The following is a 21,785-nucleotide window of genomic DNA, read 5'->3' as shown; positions in this document are numbered from 1 at the left end:
GCTCATGCTGCGCGTCCTGACCCTGTCCAGCCTGTTCCCCGATGCGGCGCGGCCGAATTTCGGGGTGTTTGTCGAGCGGCAGACGCTTGGCCTCGCCGCGCATCACGACGTCGAACTGCGTGCAGTCGCGCCCGTCGGCGTGCCGCCGGTACCGTTTGATCGGCTGTCCCGATACGCGCCGCTGACGCGGTTGCCGACGCGCGAGACATGGCGAGGGATCGACGTCGATCGGCCGCGCTTCACGACAATTCCGGCGACGCAGGGGCGGTGGCATGCCGCCGCGCTGGTCCGCGCGCTGGTCCCGTTGCTGGATGCGCTTCGCACCGACTTCGCGTTCGATGTCATTGATGCGTCGTTCTTCTTTCCCGATGGTGTCGCCGCGGTCGCGCTGGGACGGCGGTACGGGGTGCCCGTCTCGATCAAGGCGCGCGGCGCGGATATTCATCATTGGGGACGCGCCGGCGCGACGCGCGCGCAGGTCGTTGGCGCGGGGCGGGCGGCGGACGGTCTGCTTGCGGTCAGCGGCGCGATGAAGGCGGACATGGTCGCGCTCGGCATGCCGGGCGATAGGATCCGGGTGCACCATACAGGCGTCGATCACGACCGGTTTCATCCGATCGATGCCGAGGACCGGACGCGCGAGAAGCGGAAGCTCGCCGTTCATGGTCCGCTCGTCCTCTCGGTCGGGGCGCTGATCCCGCGCAAGGGGCATGACGTGGTGATCGAGGCGGTCGCGCGGCTGCCCGGTGTGGCGTTGCTGATCGCGGGGGAGGGAGCGACCGGGCCCGGCTCGAGGCCGCGATTGTCCGTCACGGCGTTGCGGACCGGGTCCGGCTGCTCGGGAGCGTCGCGCATGCGGATATTCCGCGGCTGGTCGCGACGGCGGACGTCATGGCGCTGGCGTCGGCGTCGGAGGGGCTCGCCAATGCGTGGGTCGAGGCACTGGCGTGCGGGACGCCGATCGTGATCACCGAGGCGGGCGGCGCGGGTGAGGTGGTGACGTCGCGCGATGCCGGGCGGATCGTGCCGCGCGACGCCGCCGCCTTTGCCGCGGCGATCGCCGACGTGCTGGCCGACCCGCCCGCCGTCGACGCGACGCGCGCGGTGGCGGGGCGGTTTACGTGGGAGGCGAATACCGCGGCGCTGTATGCGCATCTCGCGGGACTGGTCGGACCCCGGTCCTAGGCCTTATTCTTCAAGCGGATAGAGCACGCCGGCGATCCACCGGCCTTCGCCGCGCAGGACCGCCCAGGCGCGCGCCGCCGCCCGGCTGTCCATCGCCTCGATCCCGATGCCGCGCGCCTCGACCGCGCGACGGAACGCCGCGGACGGCTGCCGCAGCTGCGTGCCGGTGCCGAGCAACAGGAACTCCGGTGCAGGGGACAGGCCGAGTATAGCGTCGATATCCGATGCCGCGAGCGCCGCGAACGGCGGCGGGGTCCAGCCGTCCGCGCGTTCGGGGGTGATCAGCAGCGCGGTGTAATAGCCGTCGTCGACCTTGAACCCGGCGCGACCGATCGCCGCGATCATCGGCCCGTCGGTCTTCTCGCGGTCCATCCTCATGCGCGAGCCCCGCCGCGCATCAGCGTCCGGCCTTCGGGCCGACCCGCTCCGCGCCGTCCTGATCGCCCTTGCGGCCCTCTGGCTCGGCGCGAAGCCCGAGCGTGATGAGCAGCGACGACGATACGTAGATCGACGAATAGGTGCCGACGACGATGCCGAGGATCATCGCGGCGGTGAAGCCGCGCAGCACGTGCCCGCCGAGGATCAGCATCGCGAAGAGCGCGAGCAGGATCGTCACCGAGGTCATGACGGTACGCGGCAGCGTCTCGTTCACCGACAGGTCGATGATCTCGCGCATGTCCATCTTCCGGTACCGACGCATGTTCTCGCGAATGCGGTCGTCGATCACGATCTTGTCGTTGATCGAATAGGAGATGATCGTCAGCACGGCCGCGACGATGTTGAGATCGACCTCGAAATAATCGCGCATCAACGCGAAAAAGCCGATCGTCATCAACAGGTCGTGGACGATCGCGACGATCGTCGAGACGCCGAACTGCCACTCGAACCGGACGACCGCGAACAGCGCGATGCCGAGGATCGACAGCCCGACCGCGAGCAGGCCGCGCGTGATCAGCTCGTCGGAGACCTTGCCCGTGATCGTGTCGTATTTGGAGAAGGTCGCGCCCGGGAACTTGACCGCGAGGTGGTCGGAGACTTTCTTCACCAGCCGGTTTGTCGCGCCCTCGTCGTTGCTCTCGGGCAGCGGGAGGCGGATCGACAGCGTCCGCGGATTGCTGAACGACTGGATCGAGGCTTCGCCGACGCCGAGCCGGTCGACTTCGGTCCGCACCGCCTCGATCGACGGCGGGGTCGCGAAATTCTCCTCCATCAGCACGCCGCCGACAAAGTCGACGCCCATGTTGAGGCCGCGGACCGCGACCAGTCCGATCGCCAGCAGCGAGAGGACGAGCGTCAGCCCGAACGCCCATTTGCGGAGCGCAACGAACTGCAGGTTGGTGTTGTCGGGTACGAGTTTCAGCAGGCGCATGATGATCTCCCGCCTCAAATATTGATCGTGGAGGGACGGTTCTTGCGCAGCCACAGCGCCACCAACATCCGCGTGAAGGTCACCGCGGTGAACACGCTGGTGCAGATGCCGATCAGCAGCACGACCGCGAAGCCCTTGACCGGACCCGAGCCCAGCAGGAGCATGATCACGCCGGTGATCGCGTGCGTCACATTGGCCTCGAAGATCGTGCGCGACGCCTCCTTATAGCCGAGCTCGACCGCCTGGACGACGTTGCGCCCGCGGCGGCGTTCCTCGCGAATCCGCTCGTTGATCAGCACGTTGGCGTCGACCGCGGTACCGATCGTCAGCACGAAGCCGGCGATGCCGGGCAGCGTCAGCGTCGCACCGAGCATCGACATGACCGCGACGATCACGAGGATGTTGATGACCACCGCGAGGTTCGCATAGAGCCCGAACCGGCCATAGGTAACGAACATGAACACGATCACCGCGACCGCGGCGACGATGCTCGCCAGCACGCCCGCGCGGATCGAATCCTTGCCGAGATCGGGGCTGACGGTGCTCTCGGCGATGATCTTCAGGTTCACCGGCAGCTTGCCCGAACGCAGCGAGATGGCGAGCGAGTTGGCGGATTCGGTCGTGAAGTTGCCCGAGATCGAGGCACGACCGCCAAGGATCGGCTCGTTGATATTGGGCGCGGAAATGACTGAATTGTCGAGGATGATCGCGAACGGCTTGTTCGTGTTCTCCTGCGTGACCTTGGCGAAACGACGGCCGCCGACCGCATCGAAGGTGATCGCCACCTGCGGCGCGTTGGTCTGCGGCTCGAATTCCTGACGCGCATCGGCGAGCTGGTCGCCCGAGATGATCACCGACCGCTTGACCGCGATGAAGGGAACCCCCTGCGGGTTGCCGGGATAGGGCAGGACCTGGCTGCCGACGGGCGCGATGCCCTTGACGAGGTCGGCGGGGTTCGCGGTCTCGTCGACCAGCTTGAATTCGAGCTTGGCGGTCTTGCCGAGCAGGCTTTTCAGCGCCTGCGGATCCTGCAGGCCGGGGACCTGGACGACGATCTGCGTCGCGCCCTGGCGGACGATCGACGGCTCCTTAGTGCCGAGTTCGTCGATGCGGCGGCGAACGACTTCGGTCGCATCCGTCATCGCGCGGTCGATCGCCTGCTGGAGCCCGGCTTCGGTCGGCTTGAGCACGAACCGGCTCGTGTCGACGACCGTGATGTCCCACTCGCGCTGGCCGCTCATCCCGGCGCCGCCGCCGGTGATCCCGAGCAGCCGCTCACGCGCCGCATCGACCTGGCTCGGATCGCGGAGCAGGAAGCTAAGCTGCCCGCCACGCACCGAAATATCGCCGATCGCGATCCGCGGCGTGCCGTTGCGCATCGTCCCCGCGACGCTGTCGCGCATCGCCTCGATCCGCGTGTTCGCGAGATCGGCGGTGTCCGCCTCGAGCAGCAGATAGCTGCCGCCCGCGAGATCGAGACCCAGGTTGATCCGCTGATGCGGGATCGCCCCCCACTTGCTGGTCGTCGATTCGGAGAAAAAGCTCGGGATCGCAAGCGCGCAGAGCACGGCCAGCAGGCCGATGATCGAGGCGACCTTCCAGCGGGGAAAGTCCAGCATCAGTCGTTCGCCGGCTTCGTGTTCGGGCTGGTGATGTCGGTCAGCGTCGCCTTGACGACGCGGACGCGCGTGTTCGGCGCGATCTCGATCTCGACGATGCTATCCTCGACCTTGGTCACCTTGCCGATGATCCCGCCCGAGGTCACGACGCTGTCGTTCTTCTTGACCGCGGCGACCGACGCCTGGAGCGCCTTCATCCGCTTTTGCTGCGGACGGATCATCAAGAAATAGAACACGATGAAGACGAGGAAGAGCGGCGCGATGCTCAGGAAAGAGGCGATGCCGCCCGATGCTGCCGTCTCGCCGGCGGCCTGCGCGTATGCTGGGGAAATGAACATGGAGTCCCGTTTTGGCTGGTGGGCAGGCGCCATACGCCCGCGCTCGCATGGGCGATGCCGCTATCACCGGTTGCGGGTCCGTGCAACCGATGTGCGGGGCAGGCGACCGCGTATGACGCCGGTGAAGCGAGCCGCAGCGGCGACGAGCGCGCGCGGCCGGTTCGGCAAAATCACGGTCGCGACACGGTTTTTGCGGCATTCGCTTGCATCGCGTGCGGCATCGGCATAAGGCGCGCCCCTCGGTCGGGGCGTAGCGCAGCCTGGTAGCGCATCACACTGGGGGTGTGGGGGTCGCAGGTTCGAATCCTGTCGCCCCGACCAGAGAATTTCAGGCCGCTGGCGGATCGCTTCGGATCCCGCCCGGCCTGTTCCCCTTACACTATCGGCAGCGGTTACAGCGCCTTGGGCGTCGCGTACGGCGGTCAGCCCTTGCAGGTGGGGCCGGCGCGCGTCGCGACCTGATCCGCGACGATCCGCATCGCGCCCTTGTCGGTCTGTCCGGTCATCGTCATCCGCGCGGTGAAGCCGCTCGCGCCGTAGCTGCCCGCGCGGACGACGCGCATCGGCGGGCCCTTTTTCTGCGGGCACAGCATGACATGATCGATCTGCCCGCCATCGAACTGCGCGCGCTCGACGGTGCATTTCGCATCGGGGCGGGGCACGAACAGCGTCGCGACGCCGGTCCGCGCCTGGTCGGGCGCGATGCATTTATGCTCGGTCTTCGACTTGCCGCGCATCATCCGCAGCATGAAGCCGGGCGCGCCCGGAATCTCGAGGTCGACCGCGGTCGATTTGATGGCCCAGTTGCCCGCGGGAAGCGACTGCGCCGACGTCGCGGCGGGGCACAGCAGGACGGGGGCCAGCAGGATGGGCAACAGCAGGAAAGGCGGGGATATCTGGCGCATAGGCGGGGCAGTCTGTAGCGCGATCGGGATGCTGGCAAGCGGCGAACGGAGATTTGTCATGGGCGAGATCGTCAATCTTCGACTGGCGCGCAAGGCGCAGGCGCGCGCGCGGCGGCGGCGGCGGCGGACGTCAATCGCGCGGCGTTCGGGCGGACCAAGGCGGAGCGCGCGCGGGATGCTGCGGATCGGGCGCGGGTCGAGCGGGTGCTCGATCAGGCGCGGCGGGATGGGGAGGAAGGCTGAGTTCCGGCAGCGGGTTGCGGGTTGGCGGCGTGATCGAGGGGGCGGTGTGCGGGGCTCTGGATCCTGACTTTCGTCAGGATGACGGGGTTGTGGGGGGAGTCGCGTTTCCTGCTGCGTCATCCTGGGCTTGACCCAGGATCCAGGGTTACGGGGGGTGACGCTGTTTGGCTCTGGATCCTGACTTTCGTCAGGATGACGGGGTGGGGGGGCGTTTCCTGCTCCGTCACCCTGGGCTTGACCCGGGATCCAGGGTTACGGGGGTGGCGCTGCTTGGCTCTGGATCCTGACTTTCGTCAGGATGACGGGGTGGGGGGGCGCGTTTCCTGCTCCGTCATCTTGGGCTCGACCCAGGATCCAGCGTTGCGGGGGTGGCGCCGCTTGGCTCTGGGTCCTGACTTTCGTCAGGATGACGGGGTGGGGGGTGTTTGTCTTTTACCATTGACGGCTCTGATCTTGCTTTTCGCTAACCTATATGGTTATAAGGGGATGGGCGAATCGGGGGGATTGGGATGGAGATCGGCGAGCGGATCGACGACGTGATCGATCGCGAGGGGGGTATGGCGATCATCCGGCAGATCGCGGGGGGCGACGCGGTTCGGGATCACGCAGGCGGTGGCGCGGGCGCAGGGCTTTGCCGGGGACATGCGGGTGTTTCCGCGGGCGGCGGCGGTCGCGATCTATCGGCTGGCTTACTGGATTGACCCCGGATATGAGGGGGTTGGCCGACTCGCGCCGGCTATTGCGGGCGAATTGTTCGATACCGGGGTGAATATGGGGCCGGCGGTCGCGAGCGGGTTCCTCCAGCGCGCGCTCAACGCGCTCAATCGCGGGGCGAGCGATTATCCCGATCTCGTCGTCGATGGCCGGATCGGGCCGGGGACGCTCGCGGCGCTGGCGGGGTTCCTCAGGCGACGCGGCGCGGGGGGCGAGGCGGTGCTGCTGAAAGCGATCGAGGCATTGCAGGGCGAACGCTATGTCGCGCTGGCGGAGCGGCGGCCGGCGAACGAGGCGTTTCTCTATGGCTGGCTCGCGAACCGGGCGTGAGGCGGAAAGCGCCACTTTTCCAGGGGGGTGTCATGACGAGAGGGGTTGAGGAGGGGGCGGCGCTGCCCCCCGATCCGTGGGTGACGCGGGCGCGGCCGGGGTTCCTGTATGTGATGTACGCGTTGCTGCTGGGGGCGATCCCGGTGGGGCTGCTCGCGGCGGTGCGGCCGGGGGCGGCGCAGGCGATCGCGCGCGGAATGTCGGCGTATCTGAACGCGATGCCCGAGCCGCTCTATGCGCTCTTCGGGACGGGGTATCTGGGGTATACCGCGGCGCGTGAGTGGGGGAAGCGGCGGTGAGCGGGGCTGGTATCGGAGCGGCGGGCGTGGCGTTCGGGGCTCTGGATCCTGACTTTCGTCAGGATGACGTAAAGGGGGAAGGTAACCGGGAGGCTGACAGGGAAGTCGAGCGGGAGGGTGAGGGGGTGGTGCGGGGGGTCGGTGCAGCGAACCGTTGCGTGGTCGAAAGCGCACCCTACATCGCTGGCATGAGTGCACATGATCCCCACGCCATGCCCGTCTGGCACGGCACCACCATCCTTTCGGTCCGGCGCGGCGGCAAGGTCGTCGTGATCGGCGACGGCCAGGTCTCGATGGGCCAGACCGTCATGAAACCCAATGCGCGCAAGGTGCGGCGGCTCGGCGACGGGTCGGTGATCGGCGGGTTCGCCGGCGCGACCGCGGATGCCTTCACGCTGTTCGAACGGCTCGAGCGCAAGCTGGAGCAGCATCAGGGGCAGCTGCTCCGCGCCGCGGTCGAGCTCGCCAAGGACTGGAGGACCGACAAGTTCCTGCGCAACCTCGAGGCGATGATGATCGTCGCGGACAAGGACGTGACGCTGATCCTGACGGGCAATGGCGACGTGCTCGAGCCCGAGAACGGCGTCGCGGCGATCGGGTCGGGCGGCAATTACGCGCTCGCCGCGGCGCGCGCGCTGGTCGAGTATGAGAGCGATGCCGAAGTGCTGTGCCGCAAGGCGATGGCAATCGCGGGCGAGCTCTGCGTGTATACCAATGACCGGCTGACGGTGGAGTCGATGGACTCGACCAGCTGAAGGCGACGCCCCTCCCGTTCGGGGAGGGGTCGGGTCGGGCTTCACCAGGCGCCCGTCCCGCGGATAGTCCCCACCCTCAACCCCTCCCCTGAAGGGGAGGGGCGAAGAAGAGTGATCATGAACGACCAGCTTACCTCCAAGGCCGCCCTGTCGCCGAAGCAGATCGTCGCCGCGCTCGACGCCCATATCATCGGCCAGGCCGCCGCCAAGCGCGCGGTCGCGGTGGCGATGCGCAACCGGTGGCGGCGCCAGCAGCTCGACGAGGATCTGCGCGACGAGGTGACGCCCAAGAACATCCTGATGATCGGGCCGACCGGGTGCGGCAAGACCGAGATCAGCCGGCGTCTGGCGAAGCTCGCCGATGCGCCGTTCGTGAAGGTCGAGGCGACCAAGTTCACCGAGGTCGGCTATGTCGGGCGCGACGTCGAGCAGATCGCGCGCGACCTGGTCGAGGAGGCGATCCGGCTCGAGAAGGAACGCCGGCGGATCGCGGTGAAGGACAAGGCGGAGGAGGCGGCGATGGGCCGGCTGCTCGACGCGCTGGTCGGCAAGGATCTCGAGCACCGCGACGCGCGAGAGCTTCAAGCAAAGGTTCCTCGACGGGCATCTGAACGCCGCCGAGGTCGAGATCGAGGTCGAGCAGACGCCGACGACGCCGTTCGAGATCCCCGGCGGCGCACCGCAGATGATCAATATCGGCGAGATGATGAAGTCGCTCGGCGGCGGGCAGCAATTGAAGCGCCGCAAGCTGACGGTCACTGCGGCGTGGGACAAATTGGTCGAGGAAGAGGCGGACAAGCGGCTCGACCAGGACGAGGTGAGCCGCGTCGCGCTGGCGGATGCCGAGGCGAACGGGATCGTGTTCCTCGACGAGATCGACAAGATCGCGGTCAGCGACGGCCGCGGCGGCTCGGTGAGCCGTGAGGGCGTGCAGCGCGACCTGTTGCCGCTGATCGAGGGGACGACGGTCGCGACCAAATACGGGCCGATGAAGACGGACCATATCCTGTTCATCGCGAGCGGGGCGTTCCATGTGGCGAAGCCGAGCGATTTGCTGCCCGAGCTGCAGGGGCGGTTGCCGATCCGCGTCGAGCTGAAGGGGCTGACCGAGGGGGATTTCGTCGCGATCCTGTCAGATACCAAGGCGTCGCTGCCGCTGCAGTACAAGGCGTTGATCGCGACCGAGGGCGTCGAGATCAGCTTTACCGAGGACGGCATTGCCGCGATCGCGCGGATTGCCGCGGAGGTGAACGCCGAGGTCGAGAATATCGGCGCGCGGCGGTTGCAGACGGTGATGGAGAAGCTGCTTGAGGAGGTCAGCTACAATGCCGAGGATCGCGGCGGGTCTAGCGTGGTGATCGACGGGGCGTATGTCGACAGCCAGCTGAAGGAGATCGCGCGGAATACGGATCTTAGCCGGTTCGTGCTGTAGGCGGCGGGGGGCTTCTTTCGTTATCCTAGGCTTGACCCGGGATCCGGGGTTGCGGGCGGGGTCGTTCGTGGCTCTGGGTCCTGACTTTCGTCAGGATGACGGGTGGGTGGCTTCGCCTTCGCCCTGACGCGCGGCGCTCGCCCTTCTTCCGTCATCCTGGGCTTGACCCAGGATCCAGGGTTACGGGCAGTGTCGCTCTTGGCTCTGGATCCTGACTTTCGTCAGGATGACGCGGGGTGGGGTGGGTGGTTTCGCCTTCGTCCTGATGCGTGGTGCTGGCCCTTCTTTCGTCATCCTGGGCTTGACCCGGGATCCAGGGTTAGGCGCGGGGTCGTTCTTGGCTCTGGGTCCTGACTTTCGTCAGGATGACGGGGGTGGGGATGGGGCCGCCCCCGTCATCAGGGATCGCGTCAGAGGATGACGGTTTGGGGTTTGGCGTTCTTGATGCCCGCGAGGATCATCGCTTCCCAGACCGCGGGGTCGCCCGCAGCGGCCATCGCCTTGTCGGGTTCGCGCAGCGTGCGCAGGACCGCGAGCGCGTCGGGCAGATAGTCGGCCCAGGCATCGTCGATCAGCCGCGATGCGGATTCGGCGTCGCCGCCCGCATTCGCGCTGATCCGCTGGCCGGCGAGCACGCGTGCGATGCGCTCGGCGACGGGGGTAGTGGAAACGTCCATGATCCTTCTCCTCGCGACCCTGCATACAGCAAACCCGCGAGGGGAGGATATGGTCCGTTAGCGCGCGGCGCTCGGACCGGCGCCGCGACCGCCACGGCCGCCGCCGCCACCGGCCGGGCGACCACCGCCCTGGCCGCCGGGACGACCGCCGCCCTGCGGACGACCGCCGCCGCCGCCCTGGCCACCGCCCTGGCCGCCACGGCTAGCGCCCGCATAGTTGCGGCCGGTGCTGCCGGTCGCGCGCGGTGCATGCGTCGCGCGCGGCCGGGCGGGATCGCGCGGACGGTCGATCCGGACCTCGGGATCGGCGCCCATCGTCTTGACGCGAGTCTGCTTGATCTGGTTCGACAGGTTGACGAAATCGTCGGGCAGCGCGCGGACAGTCACCTTCTGGCGCGTGATCCGCTCGATGTCGCGCAGATACGCCTTCTCGTCATCCGCGCAGAATGCGACGGCGATGCCGCTGGCGCCCGCACGCGCGGTGCGGCCGATGCGGTGGACGTACTGCTCGGCGACGTTGGGGAGCTCGAAGTTGATGACGTGGCTGACGCCCGAGACGTCGATGCCGCGTGCGGCGATGTCGGTCGCGATCAGGACCTTGACCTTGCCCTGCTTGAACTCGCCGAGTGCGCGCTCACGCTGGCCCTGGCTCTTGTTGCCGTGGATCGCGTTCGAGGCGATGCCGTTGCCCGCGAGCAGCTTCACGACGCGGTCGGCGCCGTGCTTGGTGCGCGTGAAGACGAGCGCACGGTCGATCGCCGGATCGCCGAGTGTGATCGTCAGCAGCGCCTGCTTTTCCGACTGGTTGCAGAAGGTGACATACTGGTCGACGCGCTCCGCGGTGGTCGCGGCGGGCTTGACCGACACGGTCTTCGGATCGAGCAGGAACTGCGAGGCGAGGTCGCGGATCGCGGCCGGCATCGTCGCTGAGAAGAAGAGCGTCTGGCGCTTCTTCGGCAGCATGCGGACGATCTTCTTCAGCGCGTGGATGAAGCCGAGGTCCATCATCTGGTCGGCTTCGTCGAGCACGAGGATCTCGATCATCGATAGGTTGCAGAAGCCCTGCTCGATCAGGTCGATCAGGCGGCCCGGCGTCGCGACGAGGATATCGACGCCGCGGCTGAGGTCCTGGCGGTTCTTGTTGATGCTGGTGCCGCCGAACACGGTGGTCACCGACATCTTGCTGAACTGGCCATAGGCGCGTGCGCTGTCGGCGATCTGGCTGGCGAGTTCGCGCGTCGGCGCGAGCACGAGCATGCGGCAATGCGTCGGCAGGACGCGCTTCTGGTTTTCGGTCAGCCGCTGGATCGAGGGGAGCACGAACGCGGCAGTCTTGCCGGTGCCGGTCTGCGCGATGCCGAGCAGATCGCCGCCCTCGAGCAGGATCGGGATCGACTGCGCCTGGATCGGCGTCGGCTCGGTATAGCCCTTGGCTTCGAGCGCACGGACGAGCGGCTCGGCGAGGCCGAGGTTTGCGAATGACATGTAGAGTCTCTCAAATATGCCGGGCTCGCGAATCCACGGAACGGGACGCACGAGTGGCGGTGGTGTTTTGACACCCCGCGTGAAAAGGGAAGCCCGTTGGAAACGACCGAGGCGGAGCTTAGACCGTAAAGGTCCAATCACGCTGCATTACGCCTCGATCCGGTGCAGATGGTCGATAACGACCAAAATGTCAAGCGCAGGGGGCTGGCCGGTCTAGCGGCGGGGCCCTTGGCCCGGCCGCGCTTCAGCGGCGGAACTGGTCGAGGTGGAGATAGCGTTCGTTGAATTCGGCGGCGTCGCGCAGCGCGTGCCAGTCCGCGACGCCGATCTGGCGCTTCCGCCGGGTGATCAGCCCTTCGGTCTCGAGCGACTTGAGCACGCGGTTGACGTGGACTGGGGTGAGCCCGAGCGCATCGCCGATCTGCTCCTGCGTCATCGGCAGTTCGTAGCCGTCGTCCTCGGTCATCATCGACGAGGCGCGCAGCCGTGCGGCATATTCGCAGAGCAGGTGCGCGAGCCGCATCTTGGCGTTGCGGCGGCCGATGTTGAGCAGCCACTCGCGGTGGATCGACGCCTCGATCAGCACTTCGGTCCACAGCGCGCTCGCGATCCGCGGACATTGCGCGACCGCCTCGCGCAGCGCGGGAATCGCGATCTCGGCGACGGTGATCCGCGTCAGCGCCTGGACGTCATGATCCGATTCCTCGAGGAACAGGTTCTGCAGGTCGATGAAGTCGCCGGGCATCAGGATCGAGACGATCTCGCGCTCGCCATTGGGGGTGAGCTTCTGGCGATAGGCGAACCCCTCGATGACGAACGCGCAGCGCTGCGGCCGCTGTCCCTCGCGCACCATATAGGTCGACTGGGCGATCGTCCGCAGCTTGAACGGCAGGTCGGCGATGGTCGCACGGTCGCCGTCCGTCAGCGCGACGCGCGTGGACAGCTTGGCGATCAGATGATCGGTAACAACGGTGGATCTTTCCACATGAACTCCGCATCGAGGCGGGAGCACATCGAAACTCTCAGTCGCCTCGACCATGTCTAGACGAACCCCATTTCTAAAACTCTATCACAGGAGGCACGGGCTGGCTTATACATAGGTTAGGAAAACCCCCGTATGGAACCACCGCGCCAAGGAGGCGTAGTCCACAACGCAGGAAAGGCGCATTTCGCGACGTCGTATATAAGGGAAACTACGTAGGGCGATCAATCGGACCGCAGGCGCTCGCGCCCTTTCCGATCGGGACCCCGCCGATCAGGACATCGTCAATGCCGTGGTTTCATTTCCATCTCTCCATCGGAGACGCGGTGATCGAGGACCCCGAGGGGCTCGAACTGCCCGACCGGACCGCGGCGATCCGCCAGGCGCTGGTCTCGGTGCGCGAGATCCTCGCGGAGGACATCCGGATGGGCCGTACCGACCTGACGCTCCAGCTCGCGCTGGCGGACGAGACCGGGGTGTTCCACGTCACGACCTGTACCGACGCGATGGCAACGAAAGTCTAGCGGGGAGCCGCCGGCGCGATCCGCGGCGGCTCCCGGTCCGCGCTTACCAGTGGCCGGTGTTGGGCATCGACGCCCAGGGCTCGGCGGGGTCGAGATGACCGTCCTGGAGCAGCTCGATCGAGATGTTGTCGGGGGTGCGGACGAACGCCATGTGGCCGTCGCGCGGCGGGCGGTTGATCGTCACGCCCGCGTCCATGAGCCGCTGGCACGTGTCGTAGATATTGTCGACGCGGTAGGCGAGATGGCCGAAATTGCGGCCTTCGCCATACTCTTCCGGATCCCAGTTGTGCGTCAGCTCGACCTCGGCGGACTCGTCGCCCGGCGCGGAGAGGAAGATGAGCGTGAAGCGGCCCTCCTCGTTTTCCATGCGCCGCGCTTCTTTCAGCCCGAGCAGCTCGAAGAACGCGATCGTCTTGGCCGGATCGGTGACCCGGATCATCGTGTGGAGATATTTCATGGACGGCCTTTTCCGTTGGACCGCCGCTAGATAGGCGGCGTCCGGGTGAGGTTCCAGAGGGGGCGACACGTCATCCCGGCCCGTCATCCTCGCGACGGCGGGGATCCAGAGTCGCATCGTCCACGATAGAATCGTGAGGGTCGCCAGTCTGGGTTCCCGCCTTCGCGGGAATGACCTTGGGGGTACGGGCCCGCCTGTCGCGCCGATCAGGGTTTGGGCGGGTCGAACTGGCGGAGCGCGGCGACGGCGTTGCGCGCGGTGGGGGTGTCGGGGGCGAGGCGTGCGGCTTCGGCCCAGGCGGTGCGGGCGCGGTCCTCGTCGCCGCCCGCCGCGGCGATGTTGCCCGCCTCGAGCTGGACCGAGGCGTCGTCGGCGGAGCGCTTGAGCGCCTCGGCGATGTCGCCCTTCGCGCGCGGCAGATTGCCCATCCGGCGCGACAGCGTCGCCGACAGCAGCCACGCGAGCGGATCGTCGCCCGCGGTCGTCAGCGCGAGGTCGATGTCGGTGCGCGCGGCGTCGAGATCGCCCGCGGCGACCAGCGCGCGCGCATGGTCGAGCCGCGCCTCGCCGAGCTGCAGGCCCTCGAGCGTTCCCGCGGTCAGCGCCGAATCGAGCGCGAGCCGTCCCTTGGCGGGGTCGCCCGCCGCCAGCCAGGCATTGCCGCCCTGCGCCCAGTAGTTCGCGGCGCGGTCGTCCCTGGCGAGCTGCGCCTCGCGCGCGGCGCTCTCGAATTCGTCCGCGGCCGAGCCCCAGTTCTTCTCCGCGGCGAGGGCGAGGCCCGCGCACTGCCGTGCGACGTACCCGCCGCCCGCGATCCGCCAGCGACCCGCCTCCGCGCGCGCCGCCGCGGGATCGGTCGCGATCATCGTGACGCAGCGCGAAAACCGCGCCTCGCGATTGTCGACCGGACCCGAGGGTTTGGCCGGCTTTGCCTGGGCCGGCGCGGTTTTTGCCGGGGGGCGGGCGGACGCGCTGGTCGCCTGCGCGGGCGCCGCGGCGGGCAGCAGGGCGGGGGCGAGCAGGGCGGGGGCGAGCAGGGCGGGAGCGAGCAGCATCAATATCATAGCGGGGCGATCACATCCTCGACCGCGCGGATGATCAGCGCGATGTCGGAATCGCGTGACAGGCGGTGGTCGCCGTCCTTGACGAGCAGCGTCTGCACATCGGCTGAACGAAGCAGATCGGCGAGGCGGGTGGTGCGCAGCCACGGCACCTCCGTGTCGCGCTGGCCCTGGAGGAGGCGGACGGGGCAGGTGACCTCGATCCAGCCGAACATCAGCCGGTTCGCCTCGCCCGACGACCAGAAGGCGCGCGTATAGACGGTGGGCTGGGGGCCGTAGCTGTTGGGGCGTTCGAGCCGGCCCGCGCTGAGCAAGGTCAGCTTTTCCTCGGGCGTGAAGCCCCAGTCGGTGAAGTCGGGCGCGGGGGCGATGCCGACGAGTGCTGCGACCAGATCGGGGCGCAGCTTGGCCACCAGCAGCATCAGCCAGCCGCCGAGCGACGAGCCGACGAGCACCGCGGGGCCGTTGCCGAGCGCCTCGAGCATCGCGATCACGTCGTCGCGCCAGTCGACCAGCGTCTGATCCTCGAACGCGCCCTCGCTCTGGCCGCAGCCGCCATAATCGAAGCGGAGGAACGCGCGGCCCTGCGATTTCGCCCAGGCTTCGAGCGTGACCGCCTTGGTGCCCGCCATGTCCGAGCCATAGCCCGAGAGGAAGACGATCGTCGGGCCGGTGCCCTCGCTGTGGTGATAGGCGAGGCGGGGGCGTTCCTTGGCGGGGACGGGGACGGAGGCGGGAGCGGGCGTTGGGGCGGGCGTTTCGGTCATGCCACGGCTTTAGCCAGACCGGGCGGACGGGGCTAGGTCAGGCGGGTCGGTTCAGGGGGCGGGGGCCGACGGGCTGGTGAAGATGTCCTCGATCGCGAGGCCGAACAGCTCGGCGATGCGGAAGGCGAGCGGGAGCGAGGGGTCGTAGCGGCCGGTCTCGATCGCGTTGACGCTCTGGCGCGAGACGTCGAGGCGGTCGGCGAGTTCGCCTTGGCTCCAGTCGCGTTCGGCGCGCAGGACTTTCAGGCGGTTCTTCATACCGCGCGGCGCATCGTCAGCGTGTTGATGCAGCTGCCGACGCCGAGCCCGCCGAACCACAGCACCGCGATGTAGAAGGATTCGACATGGCCGACGATCTCGAACGATTCGAGAAAGCCCCAGATCGTGGCCACGCTGAGCGCGAAGCCGGTCGCGTAGAAGCTCTGCCGCGCGGTGAGCATGCGGATATATTCGTCGGTCTCCTCGACCAGATACCGCCCCATCGCCGCGAACACGCCGATGATCGGCAGCGCGGGGAGGATCGCGACGACGACCGCGAGCGGGCCGCTGACGAGCTGGTGGTTGAACGCGTAGATCGCGGTCATCAGGAACGCCGCGTAGAGCAGGCAGAGGATGATGACGGTGCTGTTGTAGCGGCGGATGGCGCGACTGCGTGACATGGAAAGCTCCCTTGCGGTTTGGTAAAGGGAGCTTGTCATTTGGAGGTGTGGGAGTCAAGGGGGCTTTACAGGGGGTGGCGTCTTACCGCCGTCATCCTGGGCCTGACCCAGGATCCAGAGTCGCGGGGGTGGCGCTGCTTGGCTCTGGATCCTGACTTTCGTCAGGATGACGGGTGGGGGATGGGGGTGCTTCCCCGCCGTCGAGATGACGGGTGGGGAGGGGCGGCACGTCATCGCCGTCATCCTGGGCTTGACCCAGGATCCAGGGTTACGGGGCGCAGCGCTGTTGGGCTCTGGGTCCTGACTTTCGTCAGGATGACGGGTGGGGGAGGGCGGCGCTTACCGCCGTCGCCCTGGGCCCCGCTTCCGCGGGGGGACGGGGTCAGATGATGAACTCGACCGTCTTCATCTGCGTCTGGTCGGCCGCCACCGCGCCGCGTTTGGCGACCATCTGGCGGTGCAGGTCGCGGACCGTGTCGCTGCCGCGCGTCTTGCAGAGTGCGGGGACGACCGCGTGGACGAGCGCGCCGAGGCCGCCGGCGATCATCGTCACGCCGAACCGGCCCGCGACGCCGAAATGCTCGGCATAGCTTTCGCCGACGGTGGCGGGATGGTCGAGGAAGAGGCGGCGGAACATCGGCGGGTCTCCGGACGGGCTGGTGCGGCTATCCTATCAGCCGGCGAGGGATTCGACCATGGTCGCCGCGAGCAGCCCGAGCGTGTCGTCGCGCGCGCCCATCACGACGATGCGGTCGCCGGGGCGCGCCTCGGCAACCAGCAGCGCGGCGGCGTCGGCGCGGTCGGCGATGTGGCGCGCGTCGCGGCTTCCCGCTGCGATCTGCGCGGCGATGTCGGCGCTGGTGACCTCGCGGGTGACGGTGCCGCCGTAATAGGCCGGGTCGGGCAGGACGAGCAGGTCTTCGGGCGCCATACGCTCGACGAAGGTGGCGACGAGTTCGGTGCCCATGACCTTCAAGGGGCCATAGCCGTGCGGCTGGAAGAGGATCAGCAGGCGGCCGGGAAACGCGTGGAGCGTGTCGAGCGTCGCGGCGATCTTGTCGGGGTTGTGGCCGAAATCGTCGATCACCGCGACGCCGTTCGCTTCGCCGACGAGGTCGAAGCGGCGGCGCAGGCCGGTGAAGCTCGCGAGCGCCTTGACCGCGTCGGGGAGCGACACGTCGGCGGCCATCGCCGCGCCGATCGCGGCGAGCGCGTTCGACACGTTGTGGCGGCCGGGGACCGCGAGTTTCACGCGCGTGCGGACGCCGCGCGAGACGAGGTCGAAGCCAATCGCGAAGGGTTCGGGCTTGAGGTTCTCGGCGCGGAGGTCGGCGGAGGCGTCGATCGCGAAGGTGGTGACCTGGCCGCGGGGGAGGCGCGACGCGAGCGCGGCGGCGTCCGGGTCGTTGGCGTTGACGACCGCGGTCTCGGCCTTGGCGATGAAGGTGCCGAAGAGCGCGCGGAGTTCGTCGAGCGACTTGTGGTCGAGGCTGACATTGTTGAGCACGGCGATCTTCGGCGCGTAGTGCGCGATCGAGCCGTCGCTTTCGTCGACTTCGCTGACGAACGCGTCGCCTTCGCCGACGAGCGCGCTGGCGAAGGGCGCGTCGGGCCCTGCGAAGTTCTTCATCACCGCGCCGTTCATCACGGTCGGGTCGCGGCCGGCGGTGTGGAGGATCCAGCCGATCATGCCCGTCACGGTCGACTTGCCGCTGGTGCCCGCGACACCGATCGGGAGGCGGCTGTCGTTGAACAGCGAGGCGAGCATCGCCGCGCGGGTCGAGCGCGTGCAGCCCTGCGCGTCGGCGGCGATCATGTCGGGGACGGTCGGCTCGATCGCGGCAGACGCGATCACGATCTGGTCGGGCGAGACGATGCCGCTGCCGTCCTGCGGGAAGAGCGCGACGCCCTTGGCAGCGAGGTCGGCGAACTTGGCGGGGACGCGGCCCTGGTCGAGATTGCGGTCCGACCCCGCGACGGTCGCGCCGCGGCCCGCGAGGATCATCGCGAGCGGCATCATGCCCGACCCGCCGATGCCGACGAAGAAATAGGCGGGCTGGCCGGCGGCGGGCTGGTCGGAGGGGTTGGTGATATCCATGCGACCGCGCTATCGGCGGTTGCGTAACGGGGCAAGACAGGACGAACCATGCGCATCGGTGTTCTCGCCGCGTCGAGCCGGACCAATCCCTCGGCGATCCCCGTGATGACCGCCTATGTGGCGCGCGCGTTTCCCGAGGTCGAGCTGGTGTTCCATCCGCAATGCACCGCGACCGACGGCCATTTCGCGGGGTCGGATTTCGCGCGCGCGGCGGCGTTTCTGGAATATGCGAACGATCCGGCGTTCGACGCGGTCTGGTTTTTGCGCGGGGGCTATGGCGCGAACCGGATCCTCGCGATGGTGATGCCCGAGCTGGGGCGCGCGGCGCGGCACAAGACGTATCTGGGCTATTCGGATGTCGGGTTTCTGCTGGGCGCGCTGTACGCGCGGCGGATCGGGCGGGTGGCGCACGGCCCGATGGTGAGCGACATCAACCGGCATGACGGCGAGGCGACGGTCGCGCGGTCGCTCGGGTGGATGGCGCGGGGGGATCGCTCGGGGCTCGAGCCGGGCTTGCGGGGGCAGCCTTCGGCGGCGTTCAACCTGTCGATCCTGACGTCGCTGATCGGGACGCCGTGGCTCCCGGACCTGACCGATCACGTGCTGATCGTCGAGGAGGTGTCGGAGCCGATGTATGCGATCGACCGGATGCTGTTCAAGGTGGCGAACGCGACGCAGCTGAAGGGGATTGCGGGGCTCAGGCTGGGGGCGGTGACCGCGGTGCAGGCGAACGAGCCGGCCTGGGGGGAGACGCTCGACTATATGATGGTGCGGTGGGCGCGGGATATGGGGGTGCCGTATCTGGGGCGGGCCGAGGTGGGGCACACGCAGGCGAACCATGTGGTGCCGTTCGGGGTGGCTTGAGGGGGGCTGTTCACGCGTCAGGGTTACGGGGCGGGGTGCTGTTTGGCTCTGGGTCCTGACTTTCGTCAGGATGACGGGGGCGGGGCGGCGCTCCCTTCTCGTCATCCTGGGCTTGGCCCAGGATCCAGCGTTGCGGGGGTGGTGCTGCTTGGCACTGGATCCTGACTTTCGTCAGGATGACGGAAGGGGTGTCGGTGCGTGGCGGGTTGCCTATATCGGCTGCGCGACGGCATAAGCGCCGTTCTTCCATCACGAGAAAGTTCCTCATGTCTGCCATGTTCCGCATTACGCTTCCCGACGGCTCCGTCCGCGAGGTTGCGCCCGGGACTACGCCCGCGGATGTCGCTGCGGCGATCGGGCCGGGGCTTGCCAAGGCGGCGCTGGCGGCGCGGATCGATGGGCAGGTGCGCGATCTGGGGCGGCCGTTCGAAGGGGATACGCAGCTCGCGCTCGTCACCGCGCGTGACGAGGCGGATGCGCTGGAGCTGGTGCGGCATGACCTCGCGCATGTGATGGCCGAAGCGGTGCAGCATCTGTTTCCGGGCACGCAGATCACCTTCGGGCCGGCGACCGACGACGGCTTCTATTACGACTTCGCGCCCAAGGACCGGCCGTTCACCGACGAGGACCTGCCCGCGATCGAGGCCGAGATGCGGGCGATCATCGCGCGGAACGAGCCGTTCCTGCGCGAGGTGTGGAGCCGCCAGCAGCTGATCGACCGGTGGACCGAGCAGGGCGAGACGTTCAAGGCCGAATGGGCCGCCGAACTGCCCGAGGGCGAGGAACTGACGATCTATCGCCAGGGCGAGTGGCTCGACATGTGCCGCGGGCCGCACATGGTCTCGACCGGCAAGCTGGACCCGGCTGCGTTCAAGCTGACGCGCGTCTCGGGCGCCTATTGGCGCGGCGACCAGAAGAACGCGATGCTGAGCCGGATCTACGGCACCGGCTGGCTCAACAAGAAGCAGCTCGACCAGCACCTGTTCCGGCTGGAGGAGGCGGCCAAGCGCGATCACCGCAAGATCGGGCAGGAGATGGACCTGTTCCACCTCCAGAGCGAAGCGCAGGGGTCGGTGTTCTGGCATCCCAACGGCTTCGTGCTGTGGCGGCAGCTCGAGGCGTATATGCGCCGGCGGCTCGACGCGGCGGATTATGCCGAGGTGAAGACGCCGCAGCTGATGGACGCCAAGCAGTGGGAGCAGTCGGGCCACTGGGGCAAGTATCGCGAGAACATGTTCGTGGTGCCCGACGAGATTCCGAACGTCGAGGACGAGGGCGCGGTGCTTTCGGGCGAAGGCGACCTGATGGCGCTGAAGCCGATGAACTGCCCGGCGCACGTCCTGATCTTCAAGCAGGGGATCAAGTCGTACCGCGACCTGCCGATCCGGATGGCGGAGTTCGGCTGCTGCCACCGCAACGAGCCGCATGGCGCGCTGCACGGGATCATGCGCGTGCGGCAGTTCACGCAGGACGACGCGCATATCTTCGTCCGCGAGGATCAGCTGGTCGAAGAGGTCCGGAAATTCTGCGAGCTGCTCGACAGCGTGTACAAGCATCTGGGCTTCGAGGAGTATGCGGTGAAGCTCGCGCTGCGCCCCGAGAAGCGGTTCGGCGACGACGCGATGTGGGACAAGGCGGAAGCCGAACTGCGCGAGGCGGTGATGCAGTCGACCTTGTCCGACACGATCAAGGCGAATTTCGAGGAACTGCCGGGCGAGGGGGCGTTCTATGCGCCGAAGCTTGAATTCCACCTGACCGATGCGATCGGGCGGACGTGGCAGGTCGGCACGATCCAGTCGGACCGCGTGCTGCCCGAGCGACTCGACGCGTCGTACGTGGGCGCGGACGGCGAGCGGCACCGGCCGGTGATGCTCCACCGCGCGATTCTGGGCACGTTCGAGCGGTTCATCGGCATCCTGATCGAGCATCATGCCGGGCGCTTCCCGCTGTGGCTGGCGCCGGTGCAGGTGGTGGTCGCGACGATCGTGTCGGATGCGGACGAGTATGCGCACAGTGTCGTGGCGGCGCTGCGCAAGGCGGGAATCCGCGTCGAGACCGATCTTCGCAACGAGAAGATCAACTACAAGGTGCGCGAGCATTCGCTGGCCAAGGTTCCGGTGCTGTTGGTGGTCGGCAAGCGCGAGGCGGACGAGGCGACGGTCGCGATCCGGCGGCTCGGCAGCCAGGGGCAGGAGATGCTGTCGCTCGACGAGGCGGTGGCACGCCTTGCGGTCGAGGCGCGCGCACCCGATATGTGATGTCGTAACGGGCCGGCTATCCGCGCAAGCGATTTTACGCTATGAGTCGGCCCAAATACTGCGTCAGAAACAACAGGAGCAACCCCCATACGTCCTCCCACGATGCGCCGGCCCATGCAGACTCCCGCGATGAACGGCCCGCGATTCAACGAATTCATCCAGAGCCAGAAGGTCCGCGTGATCGATCACGAGGGCGAGAATCTGGGCGTGATGTTCACGCGCGAAGCGATGGAGCAGGCGGCCGAGCTCGGCCTCGACCTGGTTGAGGTTTCGCCCAACGCCGATCCGCCCGTCGCCAAGTTCCTCGACGTGGGCAAGTTCAAGTACGAGGCGCAGAAGAAGGCGAACCTCGCACGCAAGTCGCAGAAGACGCAGGAGATCAAGGAGATCAAGATGCGTCCGAACATCGACGACCATGATTACGACACGAAGATGAAGAAGGTGAACGACTTCATCGGCGAGGGCGACAAGGTCAAGATCACGCTGCGCTTCCGTGGCCGCGAGCTGAGCCATGGCCAGCTGGGCATGAACCTGTTGAAGCGCGTGCAGGACGACGTCGCGGAGATTGCCAAGATCGAGGCATACCCGCGCATGGAAGGCCGTCAGATGCTGATGGTGCTCGCGCCCAAGTAAGCGATGCTCGCAGCCCCCCGGCCAGGCTCAAGCCGGCCGGGGGCGGCTTGTAAAAACTTCCTGTAAATAATTTCGGGGTCGTCGGGTCCGTGCGTTGCGCCAGACCCGCCTCCGCCAGCCAGCCGTAGCGT

At 67.6% G+C, this 21,785-nt stretch carries 21 protein-coding genes, 1 tRNA gene and 4 pseudogenes; 11 read left to right on the top strand and 15 right to left on the bottom strand.

Annotated features, from left to right (window positions below; genetic code table 11):
• The first annotated feature begins 4 nt into the window (after positions 1 to 4).
• A pseudogene (locus QP165_RS08225) lies at positions 5 to 1,185 on the top strand (glycosyltransferase).
• Between the two features lie 3 nt (positions 1,186 to 1,188).
• Here the strand turns inward: QP165_RS08225 and QP165_RS08220 are convergent.
• From QP165_RS08220 to yajC, 4 genes are read right to left on the bottom strand one after another with little or no spacing between them, the layout of a single operon-like run.
• On the bottom strand, positions 1,189 to 1,563 hold the full coding sequence (locus QP165_RS08220) for an MTH938/NDUFAF3 family protein (protein ID WP_333995067.1): 375 nt from the start codon (positions 1,561 to 1,563) through the stop codon (positions 1,189 to 1,191).
• 19 nt (positions 1,564 to 1,582) lie between these two features.
• Positions 1,583 to 2,554 (bottom strand): protein translocase subunit SecF, encoded by a 972-nt coding sequence (gene secF / locus QP165_RS08215; protein ID WP_056017118.1) that lies wholly within the window; start codon positions 2,552 to 2,554, stop codon positions 1,583 to 1,585.
• A gap of 14 nt (positions 2,555 to 2,568) precedes the next feature.
• Complete coding sequence (secD, locus tag QP165_RS08210) at positions 2,569 to 4,173, bottom strand: protein translocase subunit SecD (protein ID WP_333995065.1); 1,605 nt, start codon at positions 4,171 to 4,173, stop codon at positions 2,569 to 2,571.
• The gene (gene yajC / locus QP165_RS08205) at positions 4,173 to 4,511 is read right to left on the bottom strand and encodes a preprotein translocase subunit YajC (RefSeq protein ID WP_333995062.1); all 339 of its coding nucleotides are present in this window, start codon (positions 4,509 to 4,511) and stop codon (positions 4,173 to 4,175) included. Before yajC ends, secD begins: the two co-directional genes overlap by 1 nt.
• A 244-nt stretch (positions 4,512 to 4,755) precedes the next feature.
• Between yajC and QP165_RS08200 the strand changes: the two genes are divergently transcribed.
• A tRNA-Pro gene (locus QP165_RS08200) sits at positions 4,756 to 4,832 on the top strand.
• Positions 4,833 to 4,933: 101 nt separating this feature from the next.
• Here QP165_RS08200 and QP165_RS08195 read toward each other — a convergent pair.
• On the bottom strand, positions 4,934 to 5,476 hold the full coding sequence (locus QP165_RS08195; RefSeq protein WP_333995060.1) for a DUF3617 domain-containing protein: 543 nt from the start codon (positions 5,474 to 5,476) through the stop codon (positions 4,934 to 4,936).
• Between QP165_RS08195 and QP165_RS19985 the strand changes: the two genes are divergently transcribed.
• From QP165_RS19985 to hslU, 5 genes and pseudogenes are all read left to right on the top strand, one after another.
• The gene (locus tag QP165_RS19985; RefSeq protein WP_443019360.1) at positions 5,468 to 5,659 is read left to right on the top strand and encodes a DUF4169 family protein; all 192 of its coding nucleotides are present in this window, start codon (positions 5,468 to 5,470) and stop codon (positions 5,657 to 5,659) included. The genes QP165_RS08195 and QP165_RS19985 overlap by 9 nt on opposite strands.
• A 509-nt stretch (positions 5,660 to 6,168) precedes the next feature.
• A pseudogene (locus QP165_RS08190) lies at positions 6,169 to 6,703 on the top strand (glycoside hydrolase family 108 protein).
• 71 nt (positions 6,704 to 6,774) lie between these two features.
• A pseudogene (locus QP165_RS08185) lies at positions 6,775 to 7,002 on the top strand (3TM-type holin); the annotation flags it as partial.
• 212 nt (positions 7,003 to 7,214) lie between these two features.
• Positions 7,215 to 7,757, top strand: coding sequence for an ATP-dependent protease subunit HslV (hslV, locus tag QP165_RS08180; RefSeq protein ID WP_333995057.1), 543 nt, complete (start codon positions 7,215 to 7,217; stop codon positions 7,755 to 7,757).
• A gap of 117 nt (positions 7,758 to 7,874) precedes the next feature.
• Positions 7,875 to 9,189 (top strand): annotated as a pseudogene (gene hslU, locus QP165_RS08175) (ATP-dependent protease ATPase subunit HslU).
• A gap of 410 nt (positions 9,190 to 9,599) precedes the next feature.
• Here hslU and QP165_RS08170 read toward each other — a convergent pair.
• The 3 genes from QP165_RS08170 to QP165_RS08160 form a co-directional block, all read right to left on the bottom strand.
• A complete protein-coding gene (locus QP165_RS08170) occupies positions 9,600 to 9,866 on the bottom strand; it encodes a hypothetical protein (RefSeq protein WP_056017092.1) in 267 nt (88 codons plus the stop codon).
• A 57-nt stretch (positions 9,867 to 9,923) separates the two neighbouring features.
• Positions 9,924 to 11,351, bottom strand: a complete 1,428-nt coding sequence (locus QP165_RS08165; protein ID WP_333995054.1) for a DEAD/DEAH box helicase — start codon at positions 11,349 to 11,351, stop codon at positions 9,924 to 9,926.
• 244 nt (positions 11,352 to 11,595) lie between these two features.
• Entirely contained in the window at positions 11,596 to 12,336 is a 741-nt protein-coding gene (locus QP165_RS08160) for a Crp/Fnr family transcriptional regulator (protein WP_056017087.1), read from the bottom strand.
• Between the two features lie 284 nt (positions 12,337 to 12,620).
• On the opposite strand from QP165_RS08160, the gene QP165_RS08155 reads away from it, so the two are divergent.
• Positions 12,621 to 12,857, top strand: a complete 237-nt coding sequence (locus QP165_RS08155) for a DUF6894 family protein (protein WP_056017084.1) — start codon at positions 12,621 to 12,623, stop codon at positions 12,855 to 12,857.
• A 43-nt stretch (positions 12,858 to 12,900) separates the two neighbouring features.
• Here QP165_RS08155 and QP165_RS08150 read toward each other — a convergent pair whose 3' ends face one another.
• The 7 genes from QP165_RS08150 to QP165_RS08120 all read right to left on the bottom strand — a co-directional run bounded on the left by QP165_RS08150 (position 12,901) and on the right by QP165_RS08120 (position 17,899).
• A complete protein-coding gene (locus QP165_RS08150; RefSeq protein ID WP_333995051.1) occupies positions 12,901 to 13,314 on the bottom strand; it encodes a VOC family protein in 414 nt (137 codons plus the stop codon).
• A gap of 206 nt (positions 13,315 to 13,520) precedes the next feature.
• Complete coding sequence (locus QP165_RS08145) at positions 13,521 to 14,369, bottom strand: hypothetical protein (protein WP_333995050.1); 849 nt, start codon at positions 14,367 to 14,369, stop codon at positions 13,521 to 13,523.
• A gap of 5 nt (positions 14,370 to 14,374) precedes the next feature.
• Positions 14,375 to 15,142: an alpha/beta fold hydrolase gene (locus QP165_RS08140; protein WP_333995049.1), complete on the bottom strand. Its 768-nt coding sequence runs from the start codon at positions 15,140 to 15,142 to the stop codon at positions 14,375 to 14,377.
• A 51-nt stretch (positions 15,143 to 15,193) separates the two neighbouring features.
• On the bottom strand, positions 15,194 to 15,400 hold the full coding sequence (locus QP165_RS08135; protein ID WP_333995047.1) for a helix-turn-helix transcriptional regulator: 207 nt from the start codon (positions 15,398 to 15,400) through the stop codon (positions 15,194 to 15,196).
• Positions 15,397 to 15,801: a hypothetical protein gene (locus QP165_RS08130; RefSeq protein ID WP_056017072.1), complete on the bottom strand. Its 405-nt coding sequence runs from the start codon at positions 15,799 to 15,801 to the stop codon at positions 15,397 to 15,399. Before QP165_RS08130 ends, QP165_RS08135 begins: the two co-directional genes overlap by 4 nt.
• A gap of 382 nt (positions 15,802 to 16,183) precedes the next feature.
• Positions 16,184 to 16,438: a DUF6356 family protein gene (locus QP165_RS08125; RefSeq protein WP_333995045.1), complete on the bottom strand. Its 255-nt coding sequence runs from the start codon at positions 16,436 to 16,438 to the stop codon at positions 16,184 to 16,186.
• 36 nt (positions 16,439 to 16,474) lie between these two features.
• Positions 16,475 to 17,899, bottom strand: a complete 1,425-nt coding sequence (locus QP165_RS08120) for a UDP-N-acetylmuramate--L-alanine ligase (RefSeq protein ID WP_333995042.1) — start codon at positions 17,897 to 17,899, stop codon at positions 16,475 to 16,477.
• A 48-nt stretch (positions 17,900 to 17,947) separates the two neighbouring features.
• On the opposite strand from QP165_RS08120, the gene QP165_RS08115 reads away from it, so the two are divergent.
• The 3 genes from QP165_RS08115 to infC all read left to right on the top strand — a co-directional run bounded on the left by QP165_RS08115 (position 17,948) and on the right by infC (position 21,654).
• Entirely contained in the window at positions 17,948 to 18,763 is an 816-nt protein-coding gene (locus QP165_RS08115) for an LD-carboxypeptidase (protein WP_333995040.1), read from the top strand.
• 266 nt (positions 18,764 to 19,029) lie between these two features.
• Positions 19,030 to 21,021, top strand: coding sequence for a threonine--tRNA ligase (gene thrS / locus QP165_RS08110; RefSeq protein ID WP_333995037.1), 1,992 nt, complete (start codon positions 19,030 to 19,032; stop codon positions 21,019 to 21,021).
• A gap of 102 nt (positions 21,022 to 21,123) precedes the next feature.
• The gene (gene infC / locus QP165_RS08105) at positions 21,124 to 21,654 is read left to right on the top strand and encodes a translation initiation factor IF-3 (protein ID WP_056017057.1); all 531 of its coding nucleotides are present in this window, start codon (positions 21,124 to 21,126) and stop codon (positions 21,652 to 21,654) included.
• The last annotated feature ends 131 nt before the right edge of the window (positions 21,655 to 21,785 follow it).

The sequence above is a fragment of the Sphingomonas sp. 22R3R2A-7 genome (assembly GCF_036856055.1).
GTDB lineage: Bacteria > Pseudomonadota > Alphaproteobacteria > Sphingomonadales > Sphingomonadaceae > Sphingomonas.
Note: the sequence above shows the minus strand (reverse complement) of the source record. Positions and strands in the feature narration are given on the sequence as shown.